The sequence below is a fragment of the Sporolactobacillus sp. CQH2019 genome (assembly GCF_028765345.1).
In the GTDB taxonomy this organism is placed as follows: domain Bacteria; phylum Bacillota; class Bacilli; order Bacillales; family Sporolactobacillaceae; genus Sporolactobacillus.
In genome coordinates this window covers 1-14,724 of the sequence record NZ_JARAJZ010000003.1, presented here as the reverse complement: position 1 = coordinate 14,724, position 14,724 = coordinate 1, and the positions used below count along the sequence as shown (strand labels likewise).

At 49.5% G+C, this 14,724-nt stretch carries 11 protein-coding genes and 3 pseudogenes; 3 read left to right on the top strand and 11 right to left on the bottom strand.

What is annotated here, in order from left to right; translation table 11 throughout:
- The first annotated feature begins 524 nt into the window (after positions 1–524).
- Both OYT88_RS05055 and panB read left to right on the top strand, forming a co-directional pair.
- A complete protein-coding gene (locus tag OYT88_RS05055) occupies positions 525–1,418 on the top strand; it encodes a Rossmann-like and DUF2520 domain-containing protein (RefSeq protein WP_274398338.1) in 894 nt (297 codons plus the stop codon).
- Positions 1,408–2,238, top strand: a complete 831-nt coding sequence (gene panB / locus OYT88_RS05050; RefSeq protein WP_274398336.1) for a 3-methyl-2-oxobutanoate hydroxymethyltransferase — start codon at positions 1,408–1,410, stop codon at positions 2,236–2,238. The genes OYT88_RS05055 and panB overlap by 11 nt, the downstream gene beginning before the upstream one ends.
- Positions 2,239–2,481: 243 nt before the next feature.
- Here panB and OYT88_RS05045 read toward each other — a convergent pair whose 3' ends face one another.
- The 10 genes and pseudogenes from OYT88_RS05045 to OYT88_RS05000 all read right to left on the bottom strand — a co-directional run bounded on the left by OYT88_RS05045 (position 2,482) and on the right by OYT88_RS05000 (position 13,437).
- Positions 2,482–3,441 (bottom strand): aldo/keto reductase, encoded by a 960-nt coding sequence (locus tag OYT88_RS05045; protein ID WP_274398335.1) that lies wholly within the window; start codon positions 3,439–3,441, stop codon positions 2,482–2,484.
- 554 nt (positions 3,442–3,995) lie between these two features.
- Positions 3,996–5,340: pseudogene (locus OYT88_RS05040) on the bottom strand (glycosyltransferase family 2 protein).
- A 280-nt stretch (positions 5,341–5,620) separates the two neighbouring features.
- Complete coding sequence (aroD, locus tag OYT88_RS05035) at positions 5,621–6,391, bottom strand: type I 3-dehydroquinate dehydratase (protein WP_274398748.1); 771 nt, start codon at positions 6,389–6,391, stop codon at positions 5,621–5,623.
- 264 nt (positions 6,392–6,655) lie between these two features.
- Positions 6,656–6,781, bottom strand: a pseudogene (locus tag OYT88_RS05030) (IS200/IS605 family transposase); the annotation flags it as partial.
- Between the two features lie 157 nt (positions 6,782–6,938).
- A complete protein-coding gene (locus OYT88_RS05025; RefSeq protein WP_274398334.1) occupies positions 6,939–8,078 on the bottom strand; it encodes a mannitol-1-phosphate 5-dehydrogenase in 1,140 nt (379 codons plus the stop codon).
- Between the two features lie 7 nt (positions 8,079–8,085).
- Positions 8,086–10,182: a BglG family transcription antiterminator gene (locus OYT88_RS05020; RefSeq protein WP_274398332.1), complete on the bottom strand. Its 2,097-nt coding sequence runs from the start codon at positions 10,180–10,182 to the stop codon at positions 8,086–8,088.
- A gap of 55 nt (positions 10,183–10,237) precedes the next feature.
- Positions 10,238–12,142: a PTS mannitol transporter subunit IICBA gene (locus OYT88_RS05015; protein WP_274398331.1), complete on the bottom strand. Its 1,905-nt coding sequence runs from the start codon at positions 12,140–12,142 to the stop codon at positions 10,238–10,240.
- A gap of 569 nt (positions 12,143–12,711) precedes the next feature.
- A pseudogene (locus OYT88_RS05010) lies at positions 12,712–12,831 on the bottom strand (YvrJ family protein); the annotation flags it as partial.
- A 127-nt stretch (positions 12,832–12,958) separates the two neighbouring features.
- Positions 12,959–13,174 carry a DUF2922 domain-containing protein gene (locus tag OYT88_RS05005; RefSeq protein WP_274398329.1) on the bottom strand — a complete coding sequence of 72 codons (216 nt, stop codon included), beginning with the start codon at positions 13,172–13,174 and terminating at the stop codon, positions 12,959–12,961.
- Between the two features lie 44 nt (positions 13,175–13,218).
- Entirely contained in the window at positions 13,219–13,437 is a 219-nt protein-coding gene (locus OYT88_RS05000; protein WP_274398327.1) for a DUF1659 domain-containing protein, read from the bottom strand.
- 237 nt (positions 13,438–13,674) lie between these two features.
- On the opposite strand from OYT88_RS05000, the gene OYT88_RS04995 reads away from it, so the two are divergent.
- Positions 13,675–14,064: a RidA family protein gene (locus OYT88_RS04995; RefSeq protein ID WP_274398325.1), complete on the top strand. Its 390-nt coding sequence runs from the start codon at positions 13,675–13,677 to the stop codon at positions 14,062–14,064.
- Positions 14,065–14,325: 261 nt separating this feature from the next.
- Here the strand turns inward: OYT88_RS04995 and OYT88_RS04990 are convergent.
- Positions 14,326–14,724, bottom strand: a 399-nt coding sequence (locus OYT88_RS04990; RefSeq protein WP_274398324.1) for a transketolase-like TK C-terminal-containing protein, incomplete at its 5' end; no start/stop codon positions are given.

Here is a 14,724-nt window from a genome sequence, read left to right as displayed (position 1 = left end):
CAATGTATAACGGGAATACAGATGCTGCCGGTGTGCGCGATCGGACAAGCCGGATCGGCAACGTCATCATCCGGGTCCTGCCATCATTTATTTATTTCATCAGCAAGAAATTTTTTCCTGTAATTAGCTCTTGAATTCCAAATATGGATGGCCTATACTCAGTTTTAAAGGGTGCCCTGAATATTTTGTCATTTAAGAAAATCGTGCCGTCACTATTTGTGGCAGTATCTTTATGAACTGTACACATGACGGCACCATGAACGGCGGGCGGGAAATGCTTGCTGCAGACTTACAATGAGGCAGGAATGCCGCACCATACAATTTGCTTTGATCCTTTGTGACAAAGACTCTTAATAAATCATTTCCGAGAAATGATGTCTTTTTCGTTTGTAAAAGGAGGCACGTCCTGAATGGTCGGGACTGCGGGCAAATGGAAAAGGCATTTTTATTTTCATCGTTTTTGATTTTGTGAAATGGATCGCAAAAATCAGGCTTGTCTATTTATCTGTCCGGAGATGATCGGTATGAAAATCGGATTTATCGGTGCCGGCAAGGTCGGAAAAGCGCTCGGTTTATATTTCAAAAATCACGATCTGACTTTAGCCGGTTATTACAGCCGGACTTCTCAGTCCGCACAAAAAGCGGCTCAAATTACCGGCACGAATGACTTTAAAACCATCGACGGCCTCGCGAAAGCTTGTGATCTGCTCCTGATCACGACAACCGACCATGCTCTCGAGGATATCGACAGGCAGGTTTCCGCCTCCTTATTGAATAATCAATCGACAGGCGCTCATAAAATATGGCTTCATGTCAGCGGAGCACTGGCGTCCGATTGCCTGTCGGGAATCAAAGCGGCGGGCGGCTCTGTGGGCAGTATGCATCCATTGCTCAGTTTCGGCGATGACCCGGCACAAAACGCCAGGCGGCTTGAGGAGACATGGTTCAGTATCGAAGGAATGGGGGAAGCCATGGAAGCCGTCAAAAACATACTCAATAAAACCGGCGGAGTGTACAACATGATAGCGGCTGAAAAGAAAGCGCTTTATCATGCGGGCGCCTGCGTCATTTCCAATTATCTGGTAACGCTGCTTGACTGCGGCATGAAATTGATGCAGGCTGCCGGAATGGACGAAAAGACCCTTTTTCAGGCTGTCCGGCCGCTGATCGACGCGACTCTGAAAAATATTGAAGGCGAAGGGGCAGTGAATGCACTGACCGGTCCGATCGTTCGTGCAGATTACAATACCCTATCCGTTCATCTGGAAGCGATCGCAAAAGAGTTGCCGGACGAGGAGCGATTTTACAGAAGCCTCGCACTCAGTACGGTTCAAATGATTCAGAATCAGAGATTAAACGAGAAGCAGGCAAAAATATTTCAGAAATTATTGAGAGGGAGCGGTCATAATGAACAGTAAATTCACCACACAATCTTTTTCTAAGGCGAAGCAGAAGGAAGAAAAGATTACCATGTTGACAGCCTATGATTATTCGATGGCACAGATCATCGACGGAAGCGGAATAGACGCCATTCTTGTCGGAGATTCTCTCGGAATGGTTATGCAGGGGCATGACTCGACGCTGGAAGTGACGATGGATCATATGGTTTACCATTGCGCATGTGTGTCGCGGGGAGTTAAGCATGCCTTAGTGGTCGGCGACATGCCTTTTTTATCCTATCATGTCAGCACGGAGGAGGCAGTCCGCAATGCAGGCCGGCTGATTCAGGAAGGAAAAGCGGGAGCCGTCAAGCTCGAGGGCGGAAAAAATATGGCGGGGACAGTTAAGGCAATCGTTAACGCCCAGATTCCGGTGATGGGACACATCGGCCTCACTCCTCAGTCTGTCAATATTTTCGGCGGCTTCAAGGTCCAGGGCAAACAGGAGGCAAATGCCAGGGCCCTGATTGAGGATGCCCTCGCTTTAGAAGAGGCCGGAGTCTTCAGCATTGTCCTTGAAGCCGTTCCTGAAGAGCTCGCCCGGATAATCACCGAGAAGGTCAGTGTACCGACTATCGGAATAGGCGCGGGCCGTTATTGTGACGGGCAGATTCTGGTCATCAATGATATTCTCGGCGCGTATTCCGAGTTCACTCCCAAATTCGTCAAACAATATGCACATTTGAATGCGACCATTACAGATGCTGTGGGTGAATACATTCAGGACGTCAAATCTCAGAAGTTCCCGGAAAAAAAGCATACTTATGCAATGGACGAGTCGCTTTTGAAAAAAGTGTAACGATTACCGGCTTCGTGATGAAAGTTCGCACTGGACTTTGAAAAAGCTCTCATACGGTGACCTCCCCGTGTATTAAAATGAAGCTGTTTCACAGGCCTTCTTAAAACTCAAGAACCGGAGAGAAATTTGAAAAAAAAAAGCTCTCCGGTTCTTTTTTGTGTAAAAATGCCGGCACAGGGTCCTGATGCCGGCATTATTGAATACGGATTATTTATTCGTTTGAAATAGAAAACAGACTGTTTCTCAGATACGGTTAACCTCTTCCAGCAGATCGGCATCCCACTTCCAGTCGCTGACGGCTACGGCGTCGGTGACATGATCCGGTTTGCTCGCGCCGAGAATGGCCGAGGTGACGGCCGGCTGATTCAGAATCCAGGCGAAGGCAAACTGAACCAGTTTTCGATTATATTTTTCTGCAATACGTTTATACTTCTCTACCCGTTCGAAGCTGCGATCGTTAAAGTATTGAAAGATCAATTTCTCGCCCTGGGCGGCCCGGCTCCCCTGCGGATAGCTGCTGTCACGGCTATATTTCCCGGTCAGCATGCCTCTTGCCAGGGGACTGTAGACCAGCAAACCGACATTTTCCGAGAGACAGTAAGGTATGAGTTCCTGTTCGATCTCTCGGGAGAGCAGATTATACTGCGATTGAGAAGAAATAAATGATGACAGGCCGCCGGATTCGGCAATCCTCTTCGACTTTTCAATCTGCCAGGCGGCAAAATTGGAACAGCCGATGTATCTGACTTTGCCCTGCCTGACGAGACTGGTCAGAGCCTCCATCGTTTCTTCCAACGGCGTCTGCTGATCAAAAAGATGCACCTGGTATAAATCGAGATAATCGGTTTGAAGTCTTCGCAGAGAGTCGTCGACAGCCTGCAGAATATGTTTCTTCGACAGTCCCTGCTCGTTAACGCCCCGCCCCATCGGCAGTCCGACTTTGGTGGCAAGGACAACTTTGTTCCGTCTTCCTTTAAGCGCCCTTCCGATGATTTCTTCAGAAGCGCCGGTGCCGTATCGGAACGGTTCATCCTGCCCCTTCCCGTAAAAATTAGCCGTGTCGATTAGATTAATTCCGCTGTCCAGTGCCAGATCGATGATTTTATCCGACTCCTGTTCGTCAATCCAGCGGCCGAATGCCATCGTTCCGAGAGCCAAATTTGAGATTTTCAGACCGGTGTTGCCCAGATTTTGATAATGCACGTCCACCCACCACCCCATTCATTCGTTTTCTTTATTATTTATTTTATAAAGAGCGATGTCCAGAAAAATGAATGAAAACGAATCAGCGGGATGACCGCTGGGATAGAAAATTCTCATGACCAGGCTGCCCGGCAGATCAGAGATCGCCAGAAGAGTATCTGCAATCAGTGGCTCTGCAGCAGGTGTACCCGAAATTTCTTTCCTGACAGTCACACATCGGATCGCGAAGGAATACGGTTATGGTGTCGTTGATGTATCGTAGCTTCAGGTCCGGCAACCCTTAGCCGGGTGCAGGCAGGATTCGGCCGTTCTGAAAAACATCGTTTATTGCAGAGGCCGTTCACATCTCATTCGGCGTGATCCAGGTTGCTGAGCGGCGCCAGCCTGTTTAAAACAAACGATCTCAGACGTGCCGCGCAGGGGATGCTGATCTGTCTTCTGCTAGCCTGGCCCAAAACCGTCATATTGTTGGTAAGTCAGTGCTTTCCGGTAAGAAATTCATCCATAAGACAATGGTACTTAATGTAAAATTGATCCGGAAGAACGCGGCTCTTTCACCAAACCCTTTTGGATCCAAAAAATTCCTGAAGATAGCCCCAGACAGAGACGGGGGACATAATAAGTTGATAGATTAAGATAAACAGAATAAAGCCGAGAAAATTTTTTCTGATAGAAAGATGAAGTTTCCGAAAGACAGCGTATTTTTGATAGAAATAAAGAAGGCCAAAACTGATCAGAGTGAGGGGCAGGACCAGAATGGTTAATGGGCCGACAATCCAGAAATAGCCGAAGCAGGCCAGAATCAGACCAGGGATCCAGCAAAAAGTGTACGTAAAATCAAGATATGGCATGATCAAATTAATCCCCGTCAAATATTTTGTATAGAGTTGCGGTTGATGCCAGGGTTTTATCTCCCTCAGGGCCTTCAATCATTCCCCTAGCCCACCTTGCCCGTTGTGTCACAAACTCTTTCAGTTTTGTCGGAGCATCGGTGAATGCAACTGCAAGCGGTTCAAAGTACACTTTCCATTTTTTCCGCAGCAAACGCCACGTTAAAACAATATCTTCACCGATTGCATCGGGCCAGCCGCCAATCTCTCTGATACATTCCGTTCTGTATAAACTGAAAGCCCCCTGGGCAACTAGCGTTCCTTGATAGAGGCCCTGCAGACGCTTGATTGAGGCTATGCCAAGAAAATAATCCCATTCTTGGATTCGTGTCCAAATTGTTTCCCGACTGTTCCGGACCAACATGGACCCTGCAACAGCACAAACCTCGGGCGGGCTGCTTTCCAGGCGGGCAACAAGGAAGCGTACGGCAGAACGGTGGAGCAGGGTGTCCGCGTCCAGCGTAATCACAAGCGGCGTCGTCACGTGGACAAGGCCATGATTCAAAGCATTAAATTTCCCCGGTATCTTTTCGTGAAGAACAAATACATTTATTCCCAGTTCTTTCTCCGCACGTAATACTTCGTCATCAGTACGGTCAGAGGAGTTATTGTTAATCACAATGATGGTCATTTCCCCGTCATAGTCCTGTCTGCTTACATAACGTAGCGTATTCAATATCGTGTCTTCTTCGTTATGCGCCGCAATCAGCAAAGTCACGGGATCGGCCGGATGAATATTTTTGAATGCCGGCTGGCGGTCAAACAGGAGACTTGCAATCAGGAACGCATTCATATACCCCGGGACATACGCAATTCCGGTAATGACGAAGAGCGCACCGGGAAATGTGATAATCTGTGAAAGATCTTCCAACCATGGCAGTGAGATATAAATAGAGAAAGTGACCCAGCATATAGATAAGAGATGGCTGATCCAGAACTTAGCTGTTATGGAGAAATATAATCGATGAACTCTTTGTGGCGGCACATTCGGTATTAGGTCTGGCTGCATCCTATTCTCCCGGCATCATGATTTCTTTTTCAACAATTATAACATAGCAGCGGGGGGCTGATTGCCTATAGCATAGTGGCCGATAGAAATTAGATGCGGCAATTAATCCAATGTTTTCAGCCTATCCAGCTCTCCCGGCCAACCAGCGCGGTTTTGCCGTGCCGACTTCACAGAACGGCAGCTTATAAGAAGAAAGCTGAGCGAGTGAGCGCCTCGGCTCTCCTCTTTAAATAGTTCCGGCAACAGGCGGCTCATTTTCAGGATCCAACCGATTGAGCTTTTATTCCGTCAGCTGGTCATGGACAAACGCCAGCCATTCTGCCAGCTTCCCGGCACCGATTTGTCCCGGAGCGGACGCTGTCTCCGCGGACCCGAAAGTCAGTGCCGAACCGAACAGTTCCCCTGTCAGCCGGCTGATGGCACCCTTCCCCGACATGGAAACAGTAATGAACGGCCGATCGGCAAATGTCGTTTTCATCAGATTCGTGACTTTTAAAAGTTTTAAAACATCGGCGCTTGTCTGCGGCATAACGGCAATCTTCGAAATATCGGCACCCCTTTCCTGCATCGCGCAGAGCCGGCGGATCATTGTCTCTTCGCTCGGCGTCCGCTGGAATTCGTGATTGGACAGAATCACAGCTACTCCGGACCGGTGAGCCGTTTCGACAAGTTCACGAACCACCGTGTCGCCGCTGTTTAGCTCCACATCGACGAGATCAATCAGACCGCTCCCGATCATCCTTTTATTCAACGCAGCATAACGGTCGGAGCCAACCTGCCGATTTCCTCCTTCTTTCGCTGTACGAAACGTAAACAGAATCGGAAGATCCGGCAGCAGCCGACGGATCGCCGACGCCGTGTCCATTACTTCGCTCTCTTCACCCGCAGCATCGAGAAAATCGGCACGCCACTCAACCAGATCCGCAGGCACTCTTTTTAGTATGGCGATTTCCCGCCGGAGATCCGGCAGATCCCGGCCGATGATCGGAACGGCAATCTTTGGAACTCCGGCACCGATCTCTATGTTTTTCACTTTTACAGTCCGCATCAGGCTCCACCCTCTCTGGTCACTTAGTAGCCGCTATGGCTCCGTAAACCGGAAGGCTCAATCTGATCCGTTTTCCGCCGATTCGAAAGTGCCTTTCCTGAATGCCTGCGGCGTTTCCCTGATTATACCATCATATCACGGCGAAGCTCTTCGCGGAGCCGCCGCAGATCAGTCGCTCCCGCGAGAACTTTTACGAATTCCCGCAATAATCTGCCGGAAAACAGGCAATGCCGCAGATTTCAAGCCGTGGATGTAAGCCCCCGCCTCTTTAAGATATTGCCCTTCGATACACTTTTCAACGATATTTTTGAACATATTTCCAAGGGTGGACATATAGCAACTGCGTGTCCAAAGATGACCGCCCAAGGACTTGTCCTTTCTAATTTCCAGATGGCTTCACGCATTTAAGACGGACCTGATATGGGCGTTCGAGCCCGTTTCGCCGCGTATGTATATAAAAAAAGTGCGACAGGATTTCCCGGCGCACTCATTTTTCATTGCAGACTGGCCCTTGAGGCAGCCTCTTTTTATACGGATATTCTGAATTTGTTCATTGATTTTGCTGATAGAGGCGAACAACTGCTTTCGTTACGGCATCCGTTTCATCCAGATGGCTGATTTCGTGCAGAACCCAGAGCACGCCATGCTCTTTCAGCTCTTTCTGAAGTTCAACCGCTTCGCTGTCCGTCTCCGCATCGAATCGCAGACAGGCGGCAATCGCTCCCGCAAGATGTTCAAAAGAAAGCCCGAGTTTCTCAGCCTCTCTTGCCGGTTTAACCAGTCGGTCTTCAGGTCCGAGTTTTCGTATCGGCGAACGCCCGACACGAGTCACATCATCATTGAGTTTAGGGTTCTGAAAGCGCTGAAGGATTTTTTCGATATACTTTTCGTGCACTGCAGGTTCAAACCGATAACGTTTGATCAGATAGGCGCCGGTTTCTTCGATGGTTGCCTTGACCTGCCCGTAAATGGTCGGATCGAGCAGCGCCTCATGAATCTTCTTCTTCCCGGCCAGATAGCCCAAATAGGCGGTGACCGCATGTCCGGTGTTTACGGTAAACAGTTTTCTTTCGATATAAGGCGCAAGATCGGAAACGATTTGCATCCCCTTTACCGGAGGCACTTTCTCCGCCGTTTCGACAATCCACTCGTGATAAGATTCGACCAGGACATCGAGCAGTTCCTCATTATGCTGAATCGGAACAATGCGGTCAACTGCGGAATTGAGAAAATACACCCGCCCTTCAAGCTTATCCAGAGTCCCGATATCCAGAGCCTTCAGGACTTCTTTCTTCAAAAGATCGGTTGCATTGATCTGATTTTCGCATGCAATGATATAGACCTTCTCATCTGACGTTTTCAGCCGTTCCGTGAGCCCGCGTGCGATCAGCGGAGCGATGAAAGGCAGAACTTTAGGGCCGATCGCCGTCGTAATATAGACTGCCTGCCCGATCGCTGCGACAACCTTTTCCGGATCGGTCTTATTATTAATACCGGAGACATTGCGGATATCGAAGGTCTCCTGATTTTCCTCAGCCGTTCTGACCTTATAGGTCCCCTTTTCATTCAATGCATCGATGATCGGTTCGGCAATATCGACGAAGGTGACATGATAGCCCGATTGAGCAAAGAGCGCTCCAATGAACCCTCTTCCGATATTTCCGGCACCAAAATGCACAACACGGTCCATAAAATCATCAGTCCTTTGTAAATTTATTGAGCAGAAATTGATAGAATGTCTCTTCCATTTTTGTACGGATAACCCTCTCATTGGCTGAGGCAAAAATCAGCGTGCTTTCTCTGTCTTCGGCCAATGATGAGCTGATCGTGCTGACCACTTCCTGCTGGACCAGCGTCAAATGTTCCGGAACGAGAAGCAGCAGAAAATTGCTGACATTGACGTTTCGGCCGTCCATCCCTTTTAATGTAACGGGGCGGTCCGAATGGGCGATTTGAAAGGACAGCGTTTGAATCGACTGATCCCGGCAATGGAACAGAGCCATATTGGTGCCCGGAATGCCGAGCCCCGCCATTTTCTCCCGGGCCAGTAATTTTTGATACACGGCCTCTGCGTCACGAATCAGATGGCTGCGAAAAATTTGATCCACCGCCGGCTTTATGACAGTTTCCATGCTGTCCGCATTCAGAATGCGCATCACCGAAAAATTTTTTAAAATTTTTCTGATCGCCTGTTCCGCCGCGTCAATCTGATCGATCAGGTCATAAAGAGAAGACGGCTTTTTCTGCGGCGAAAACGCAGTCCCCTTTTTATTCTGTGATAAATAGACGGGTCTAATCTTTTTTTTTGTCGATTGTCCGATTGCCTCATGAATCTCGGCAATGTTTTCTTTACTCAGCAGCGGATTAACAAAGATGCAGGGAATTTCCTGCCTCGGCAGATGCACGGTTGAGAGAATCAGATCAAAATTCTTTAGATCCATCTGCCCCATTTTCTTGATCGAAGCAATCGTCACCGATAGAAGTTCGGGCATCTCCTTTTCCAGGCGTGTAGCCAGCATTTTCGACGCGCCGATGCCGGTCGGGCAAACGACCAGCGTCCGGACTTCCATGATCTGCTTTCTTTGTTCCAGCGCCGATCCGAAATGAAGGACCACGTAGGCAACCTCATCATCCGGAAAGGCAATGTGTTTAAAAACTTCTTCGAGGCAGCTGCCGGTCACAGAGAACAGCGCGGGGTATTGCTTTCTGACCTGCTCGGTCAGCGGATTGAACGAACCGAGATTCTTTCTTATTCTGAACAGCGACGGTTCAAGATGAGCCATCAATCCTTGGAAAAGCGAGAAATCGCCTGTCAGATCTATGTTTAGCTGCCGAGAAACATGCTGAATCAGTTTTTTTACGGCTTTGCCCGTGATCACGCTGTCGTAATAGACGGATTCCGCATCCTGCAGATGCGAGCCTTTCAGAATAACCGTAAGAAAAGTTTTTTCCGGTTCGGAAAGCGTGATCGACAAGCGCTCGGCAAAGACACGGCTGATTTTTTCTATCAGGGGCAGCGCTTCCCTCTCATCGGACCGTTCATGCTCAGCGTCATCCTTTGTCAGGAAAAAGCCCGATTCAAACCTTTGCAAAGTAATGCACACCTGAATCATGAACCCCACATAATCACTGTCCGCCAGCTCGGCATACATTTTCCCGATATCCTCTTTAATCGCACGTTCGATTTCGACCAGATAATCCGCTTTGAAGTAATGTAAAATCAGTTTATCCGATTCCCGGTCCGTCCCGGAAAGCTGAAAGATCGCTTCAATCAATTCTTCATTAAAGTAGAACAGGAAGAAGCTGCCGAGTGCTTTCCTTTTTGCACTTTCGGAGCCTTCCAATTGAACGCCGACGCCACGCTTCCTGCTGATTTCCAGATCAAAATCTCCGATCCAGTCCGCAAGTTCATCCAGATAAGCGTGGAGCGTTGTGACGGACACACCCAGATCCTTGGCGAGCGGTCCGGTTTTCATCGGGCCGCGGGCCCCGAGCAGATTCAGCAGCAGCAGGAGTTTCCGTTCTTTAACCGAAAGATCCAGCGGCTGAACCTTCGAGAGCGTCTGAACAAGTTTAAAAATGGCTTCGTCGGATCCGTCAATGTACAGACTGCCGTTCTCTCTTACCTGCAGTTTCAGGCCAAAATGCGCCAGACTGCTTTCTAATTTTTTCAGGTCGCGGTGAATCGTACGAACGCTGACCTGAAGATAGGTCGCAATAGATAATGATGTGTGTCTTCCGCCCGTTTTAATCAACAGTTCCAAAATCGTTTTTTCTCTGTTGGTAATAAACATCGGACCAACCCATTTCTTTTTCCTTTACTCTCACACTTTTTTGATGCATCGAAAGTCAGCCATTTTGCATGATTGTATCATTAATGACCGCTATCAGTTCATCTGCCGTCTTAGCCCCGGCCATTTTCCGGACGCTGGCAATATCGGCACAGGCAACGGCAATTTTAGAGAGAATGTTCAGATGGCCGTTGTTTTTCCCGGCTATTCCGAAAACAAGACGAACCTTGTTCCCGTCAAAATCAACGCCGTCCGGGACCTGAACGATAATGACTCCTGAAGAAAGCACTTCTTTCTTCACTTTTTCAGTGCCGTGGGGAATGGCAATTTCATTTCCCATATAAGTGGACATTTCCCGATCACGTTCAAGCATTCCCTGAACATAGGACGGATTGACATAACCGCCGTCAACCAGTGCCTGCCCCGCAAAGCGGATGACTTCCTCTTTGCTGGAAAAAGATTTGTTCAAAAAGATGTTTTCTTTTTTCAGTACATTTTCATCAGCCAATATATTTTCAGAAGTTGTTTCCTGCTTTATGTCTTCCTTCTGTGTCCTTTTCTTCAGCCGATCAATCAGTTCGTCATATTCAGGACTGCTCAGAAAATTGTCTACCGACACATGATATGCGTCGGGTGCGGTTTCTTTGGCACGATCCGTCAGTCCGGACTGCGTGATGACGATCTGAGCATCTCCCGGTATGGAACTGACCGAAGCATTCGTTACATCAATATTGAGCCCGGCGGCTTTCACCTTTTTTCTCAGCAGAGAGGCACCCATGGCACTTGAGCCCATGCCGGCATCGCAAGCGAAAACGATTTTTTCAATTTTATTCGGATCAATCGTTTGACCATTTGCCAGCATCCCTGATACACGGCTCTTTTTGCCTTTCAGACTCTCCATCTTCCTGGTTGCTTCGCTGAGATCGCCGGCTTCGCCTTTATCCAGTTTCAGTATAAAGGAAGAAATCAGGAAAGATACAGCAAAGGCTACCAGAACATCGGCTATGTTGGCCAGAAAAATCGGCAGAGATTTCGGCGTAACCATCAGGACCGCGATGATGCTGCCCGGAGATGCCGGTCCGACCAGCCCGCCGTGCAGCGTCACCAATGTGAAGACGCCGCTCATGCCGCCGAGAATCGTTGCGATAATCAGCTGCGGTTTCATCAGAACATATGGGAAATAGATTTCATGAATACCGCCGAAGAAATGGATAATGGCTGCGCCGGGTGCCGTTTCTTTGGCATTCCCTTTCCCGAAGAACCAATACGCCATCAGGACGCCCATGCCGGGGCCGGGATTCGCTTCGAGCAAAAACAATACGGAATGGCCGGCCGTTTTGACCTGCTGCAGCCCGATCGGCGTCAAAACGCCGTGATTAATCGCGTTGTTCAGGAACAGGACTTTGCCGGGTTCAATGAAGAGGCTCGCCAGCGGGAGCAGTCCCATATTAATCAGCCAGCCGACGCCGCCGGCAAGAGCGTTGCTCGCTACATCGACAATGGGACCGAACGCAACGAACCCGATAATTGCCAGAATAGCCCCTAAGATTCCTGCCGAGAAATTATCGACGAGCATTTCAAAGCCCGTTTTAATTTTTCCCTTAACCAGTTGATCGAATTTCTTAATCAGATAACCGCCGAGCGGTCCCATAATCATGGCACCGAGGAACATTGGAACGTCGGTGCCGACGATAATGCCCGTCGTTGCGATTGCGCCGACAACCCCTCCGCGATGGCCGTTGACAATCTTGCCTCCTGTATAGCCGATTAATAACGGAAGCAAATAATTGACAAAAGGATTGACCAGTTCAGCCAGTGCTTTATTGGGCAGCCACCCCGTCGGAATAAATAATGCTGTAACAATACCAAAAGCAAGAAATGCGCCGATATTCGGCAGAATCATTGAGCTGAGAAAATTGCCGAATTTCTGAACGCCTGTTTTTATACCGTTGCCTTCCGGCATAACATTCAACCTCCTTCGTTTGTATGAACGTTGACCAATCGTCGTTCTCTCCGGATCTAAGTTTGCATCGTTATTCTTTCCGATCCAGGTCCGCATTATTTTAAGCTGTCTGTAAAGGAGGGGACCCTTGCCTTTCCCCTCCGTAAAATCGGATACAGATCCGGAATGTTGCCAGGCGCCCGGATAACAGCGCTTTCATCTTTCTATCTATCCTTGCCTGATTCCTCCTCCCTGTCTTCATTATAGTGGCGCCCTCCCGGCGTTCACAACACTTACTAATCATAACTTTGTCACGGATCATCTGACAAAACTTAATCTATTGATCGGAAGTTGGCCGATCCTTAAAAAAACGGCCATGCTTTTTTAGGCGGCCTTCTTCAAAAAATCACGGTGCCCGTGATCGCTTCTGCCGCTAAAAAAGCGTCCGACCGGACGCTTTTTTCTTTATCCTAAGTGAAACTAGGCCTCTGGCTTCGCCTAAAGGCTTGTCAGCCGGCAAGTGTTCTTTATCCCTGAATTTTCATTTTCTGAAGATCGCTTTCTTCCGGTTGGCCGGCAGTCTGCACGAGCGGCAGGGTCCTGACCGATTGAATCAGTTCATCCAGCTTGCCTTCGATCCGGTACAGCAGATAAAAGGTTACAACGGCAGGAAAACCGACATCTTTAATCATAGCGAACCACATGTCCATCCGACAGCCCTCCTTTCAGGAAAAAGTCGCGAACAGCTCCTTGCCTGCTTTCAGTTTCAGAAAAAGCCGAAGAGACTTTTGCTTTTCTCTCCGGCTTTGGATAATGTCCGATTTTCTGCCCGTTCGATCAGGCAATCGGGATAGGCGTTGTAATACTTTCCGAGATTCGTGCCGATTTCGCCTGAGTCAGCTCACCGCTTGCCGATATGAAAATATTCTGTGCAAGGATCTCAGCCATGGCGGCTTTGATGGCTGCAGGATCGGCCGGTTCAACCGGATCATTAAGCGTCAGTGTCACATTCCTGCCCTGCTGGTTGAGAAAAACCAGATTCAGTCTTTTCATTAGGCTGCCTCCTATTCTTAAAAATTTTCGATCCGATTACCGGGTCAGGCCGTAATCTTGGCCGTATCGTTGCGTTCGACCGAGATCAGCGCGTGCTGCTGCAACGGTCCGAGCTTTTGCGCGATCGCAAGCAGCGCATCGTACGAGGCGTTCGGCTTGATGTTTCTGAATGATTTGGTTACATAAGCCGGTTCGCCTTTTTCGTTCAGTCCGTTGTCGAATGTCAGGACCATGGCCGATTCCGTGATTGTACTGGTCGCCATTCTCTATCACCTCCTACATCCAATAAGTAGCAAGGCAGAGTCCTGAATGGTGAGACGGATCGGAAAGCTTCAGAAATACGGGGCAGTTCGGCCTTGATGCCCGGCCCTGTGGAAATAAGAGAAACGGAAATAGTTTGGCCCCGGCCGCTGCACAATGTGTTAGAATAAGATTATTCATAAAACCAAGCGTGACGGACGGATTATTTTGAAGTCCGATTTTCATCTTTTGGGGGTGCAATGATGAAAAAGCAAATAGCCACCGGCCGGGCGCCAAAAGCAGTCGGTCCTTATTCTCAGGCTGTCAGCACGGGCGGCTTTCTGTTCGTTTCCGGACAGATCCCGCTTGATCCCGAAACAGGAAAGATTGTCGAGGGTGCCATTGAAGAGCAGGCGGATCGGGTTTTTCAGAACATCCGCGCAATCCTGAATGAAGCGGGACTCGGTTTCCCGGACGTTGTCAGTGCCACGGTCTATCTCGCCGACATCGGAGATTTCGCGGCCGTTAATGAAGTCTATGCCCGCTATTTTTCCGAAGGCGTGCTGCCTGCACGGTCCGCCGTTCAGATCGGTGCTCTGCCGAAACAGGCAAGCATTGAGATCTCGTGTGTCGCTCAGGAAAAGGGATAAACAGAAACATTTTTCTTTTCTGCCGGACCGCAGCATCAGATAACCGTCTCGTCAGGATCGTCAGCATGATCAGCAACAGTCATCTTCCGTTATCCGATTAGACCGATTGTCACGGCTTCTGAACCCGGCAGCTGCTGTTTCAAATAAAATCCGCCCGGAAAACATCGTTGTGTTTCCCGGACGGATTTTTCTGTCTGAATGAAGAAGCCGTGCTCTTACTCTCCGGCTCCAGCCAAATATTCCGTTTTATCTTATCATTTTTTAAAGAAGGCTTTTCATCGTTTCCGCGACATGTTCCGGCGTGAAGCCGTACTCCGCCGTCACACGGCTGCCCGGCGCCGACGCGCCGAAGCGGCCGATCGTCACCAGCGCCCCGGCCGTCCCGACAAACTCGCGCCAGCCGAGCGGCGACGCCATCTCGATGCCGACCCGCGCCCGGACGTCCGGCGGCAGCACCCGGTCCCGGTACGCCTGCGGCTGCTGCCGGAACAGATCCCACGACGGCAGGCTGACCACCCGCACCGGATGGCCGGCCCGCTCCAGAAGCGCCTGCGCTTCGGCGGCCAGCGCCACCTCCGACCCGGTCGCGATCAGAATCCCTTCCGGTCGGCCGCCGGCCGCTTCCGAGACCACATAGCCGCCCCGGCGCACCCCTTCAGC

Coding starts and splice junctions, on each gene's coding strand:
- OYT88_RS05015 (WP_274398331.1), bottom strand. CDS start 12,142: ATGCCGGAAGGCAACGGTATAAAAACAGGCGTTCAGAAATTCGGCAAT.
- OYT88_RS05005 (WP_274398329.1), bottom strand. CDS start 13,174: ATGAAAAGACTGAATCTGGTTTTTCTCAACCAGCAGGGCAGGAATGTG.
- OYT88_RS05000 (WP_274398327.1), bottom strand. CDS start 13,437: ATGGCGACCAGTACAATCACGGAATCGGCCATGGTCCTGACATTCGAC.
- OYT88_RS05055 (WP_274398338.1), top strand. CDS start 525: ATGAAAATCGGATTTATCGGTGCCGGCAAGGTCGGAAAAGCGCTCGGT.
- OYT88_RS05020 (WP_274398332.1), bottom strand. CDS start 10,182: ATGTTTATTACCAACAGAGAAAAAACGATTTTGGAACTGTTGATTAAA.
- OYT88_RS05025 (WP_274398334.1), bottom strand. CDS start 8,078: ATGGACCGTGTTGTGCATTTTGGTGCCGGAAATATCGGAAGAGGGTTC.
- panB (WP_274398336.1), top strand. CDS start 1,408: ATGAACAGTAAATTCACCACACAATCTTTTTCTAAGGCGAAGCAGAAG.
- OYT88_RS04995 (WP_274398325.1), top strand. CDS start 13,675: ATGATGAAAAAGCAAATAGCCACCGGCCGGGCGCCAAAAGCAGTCGGT.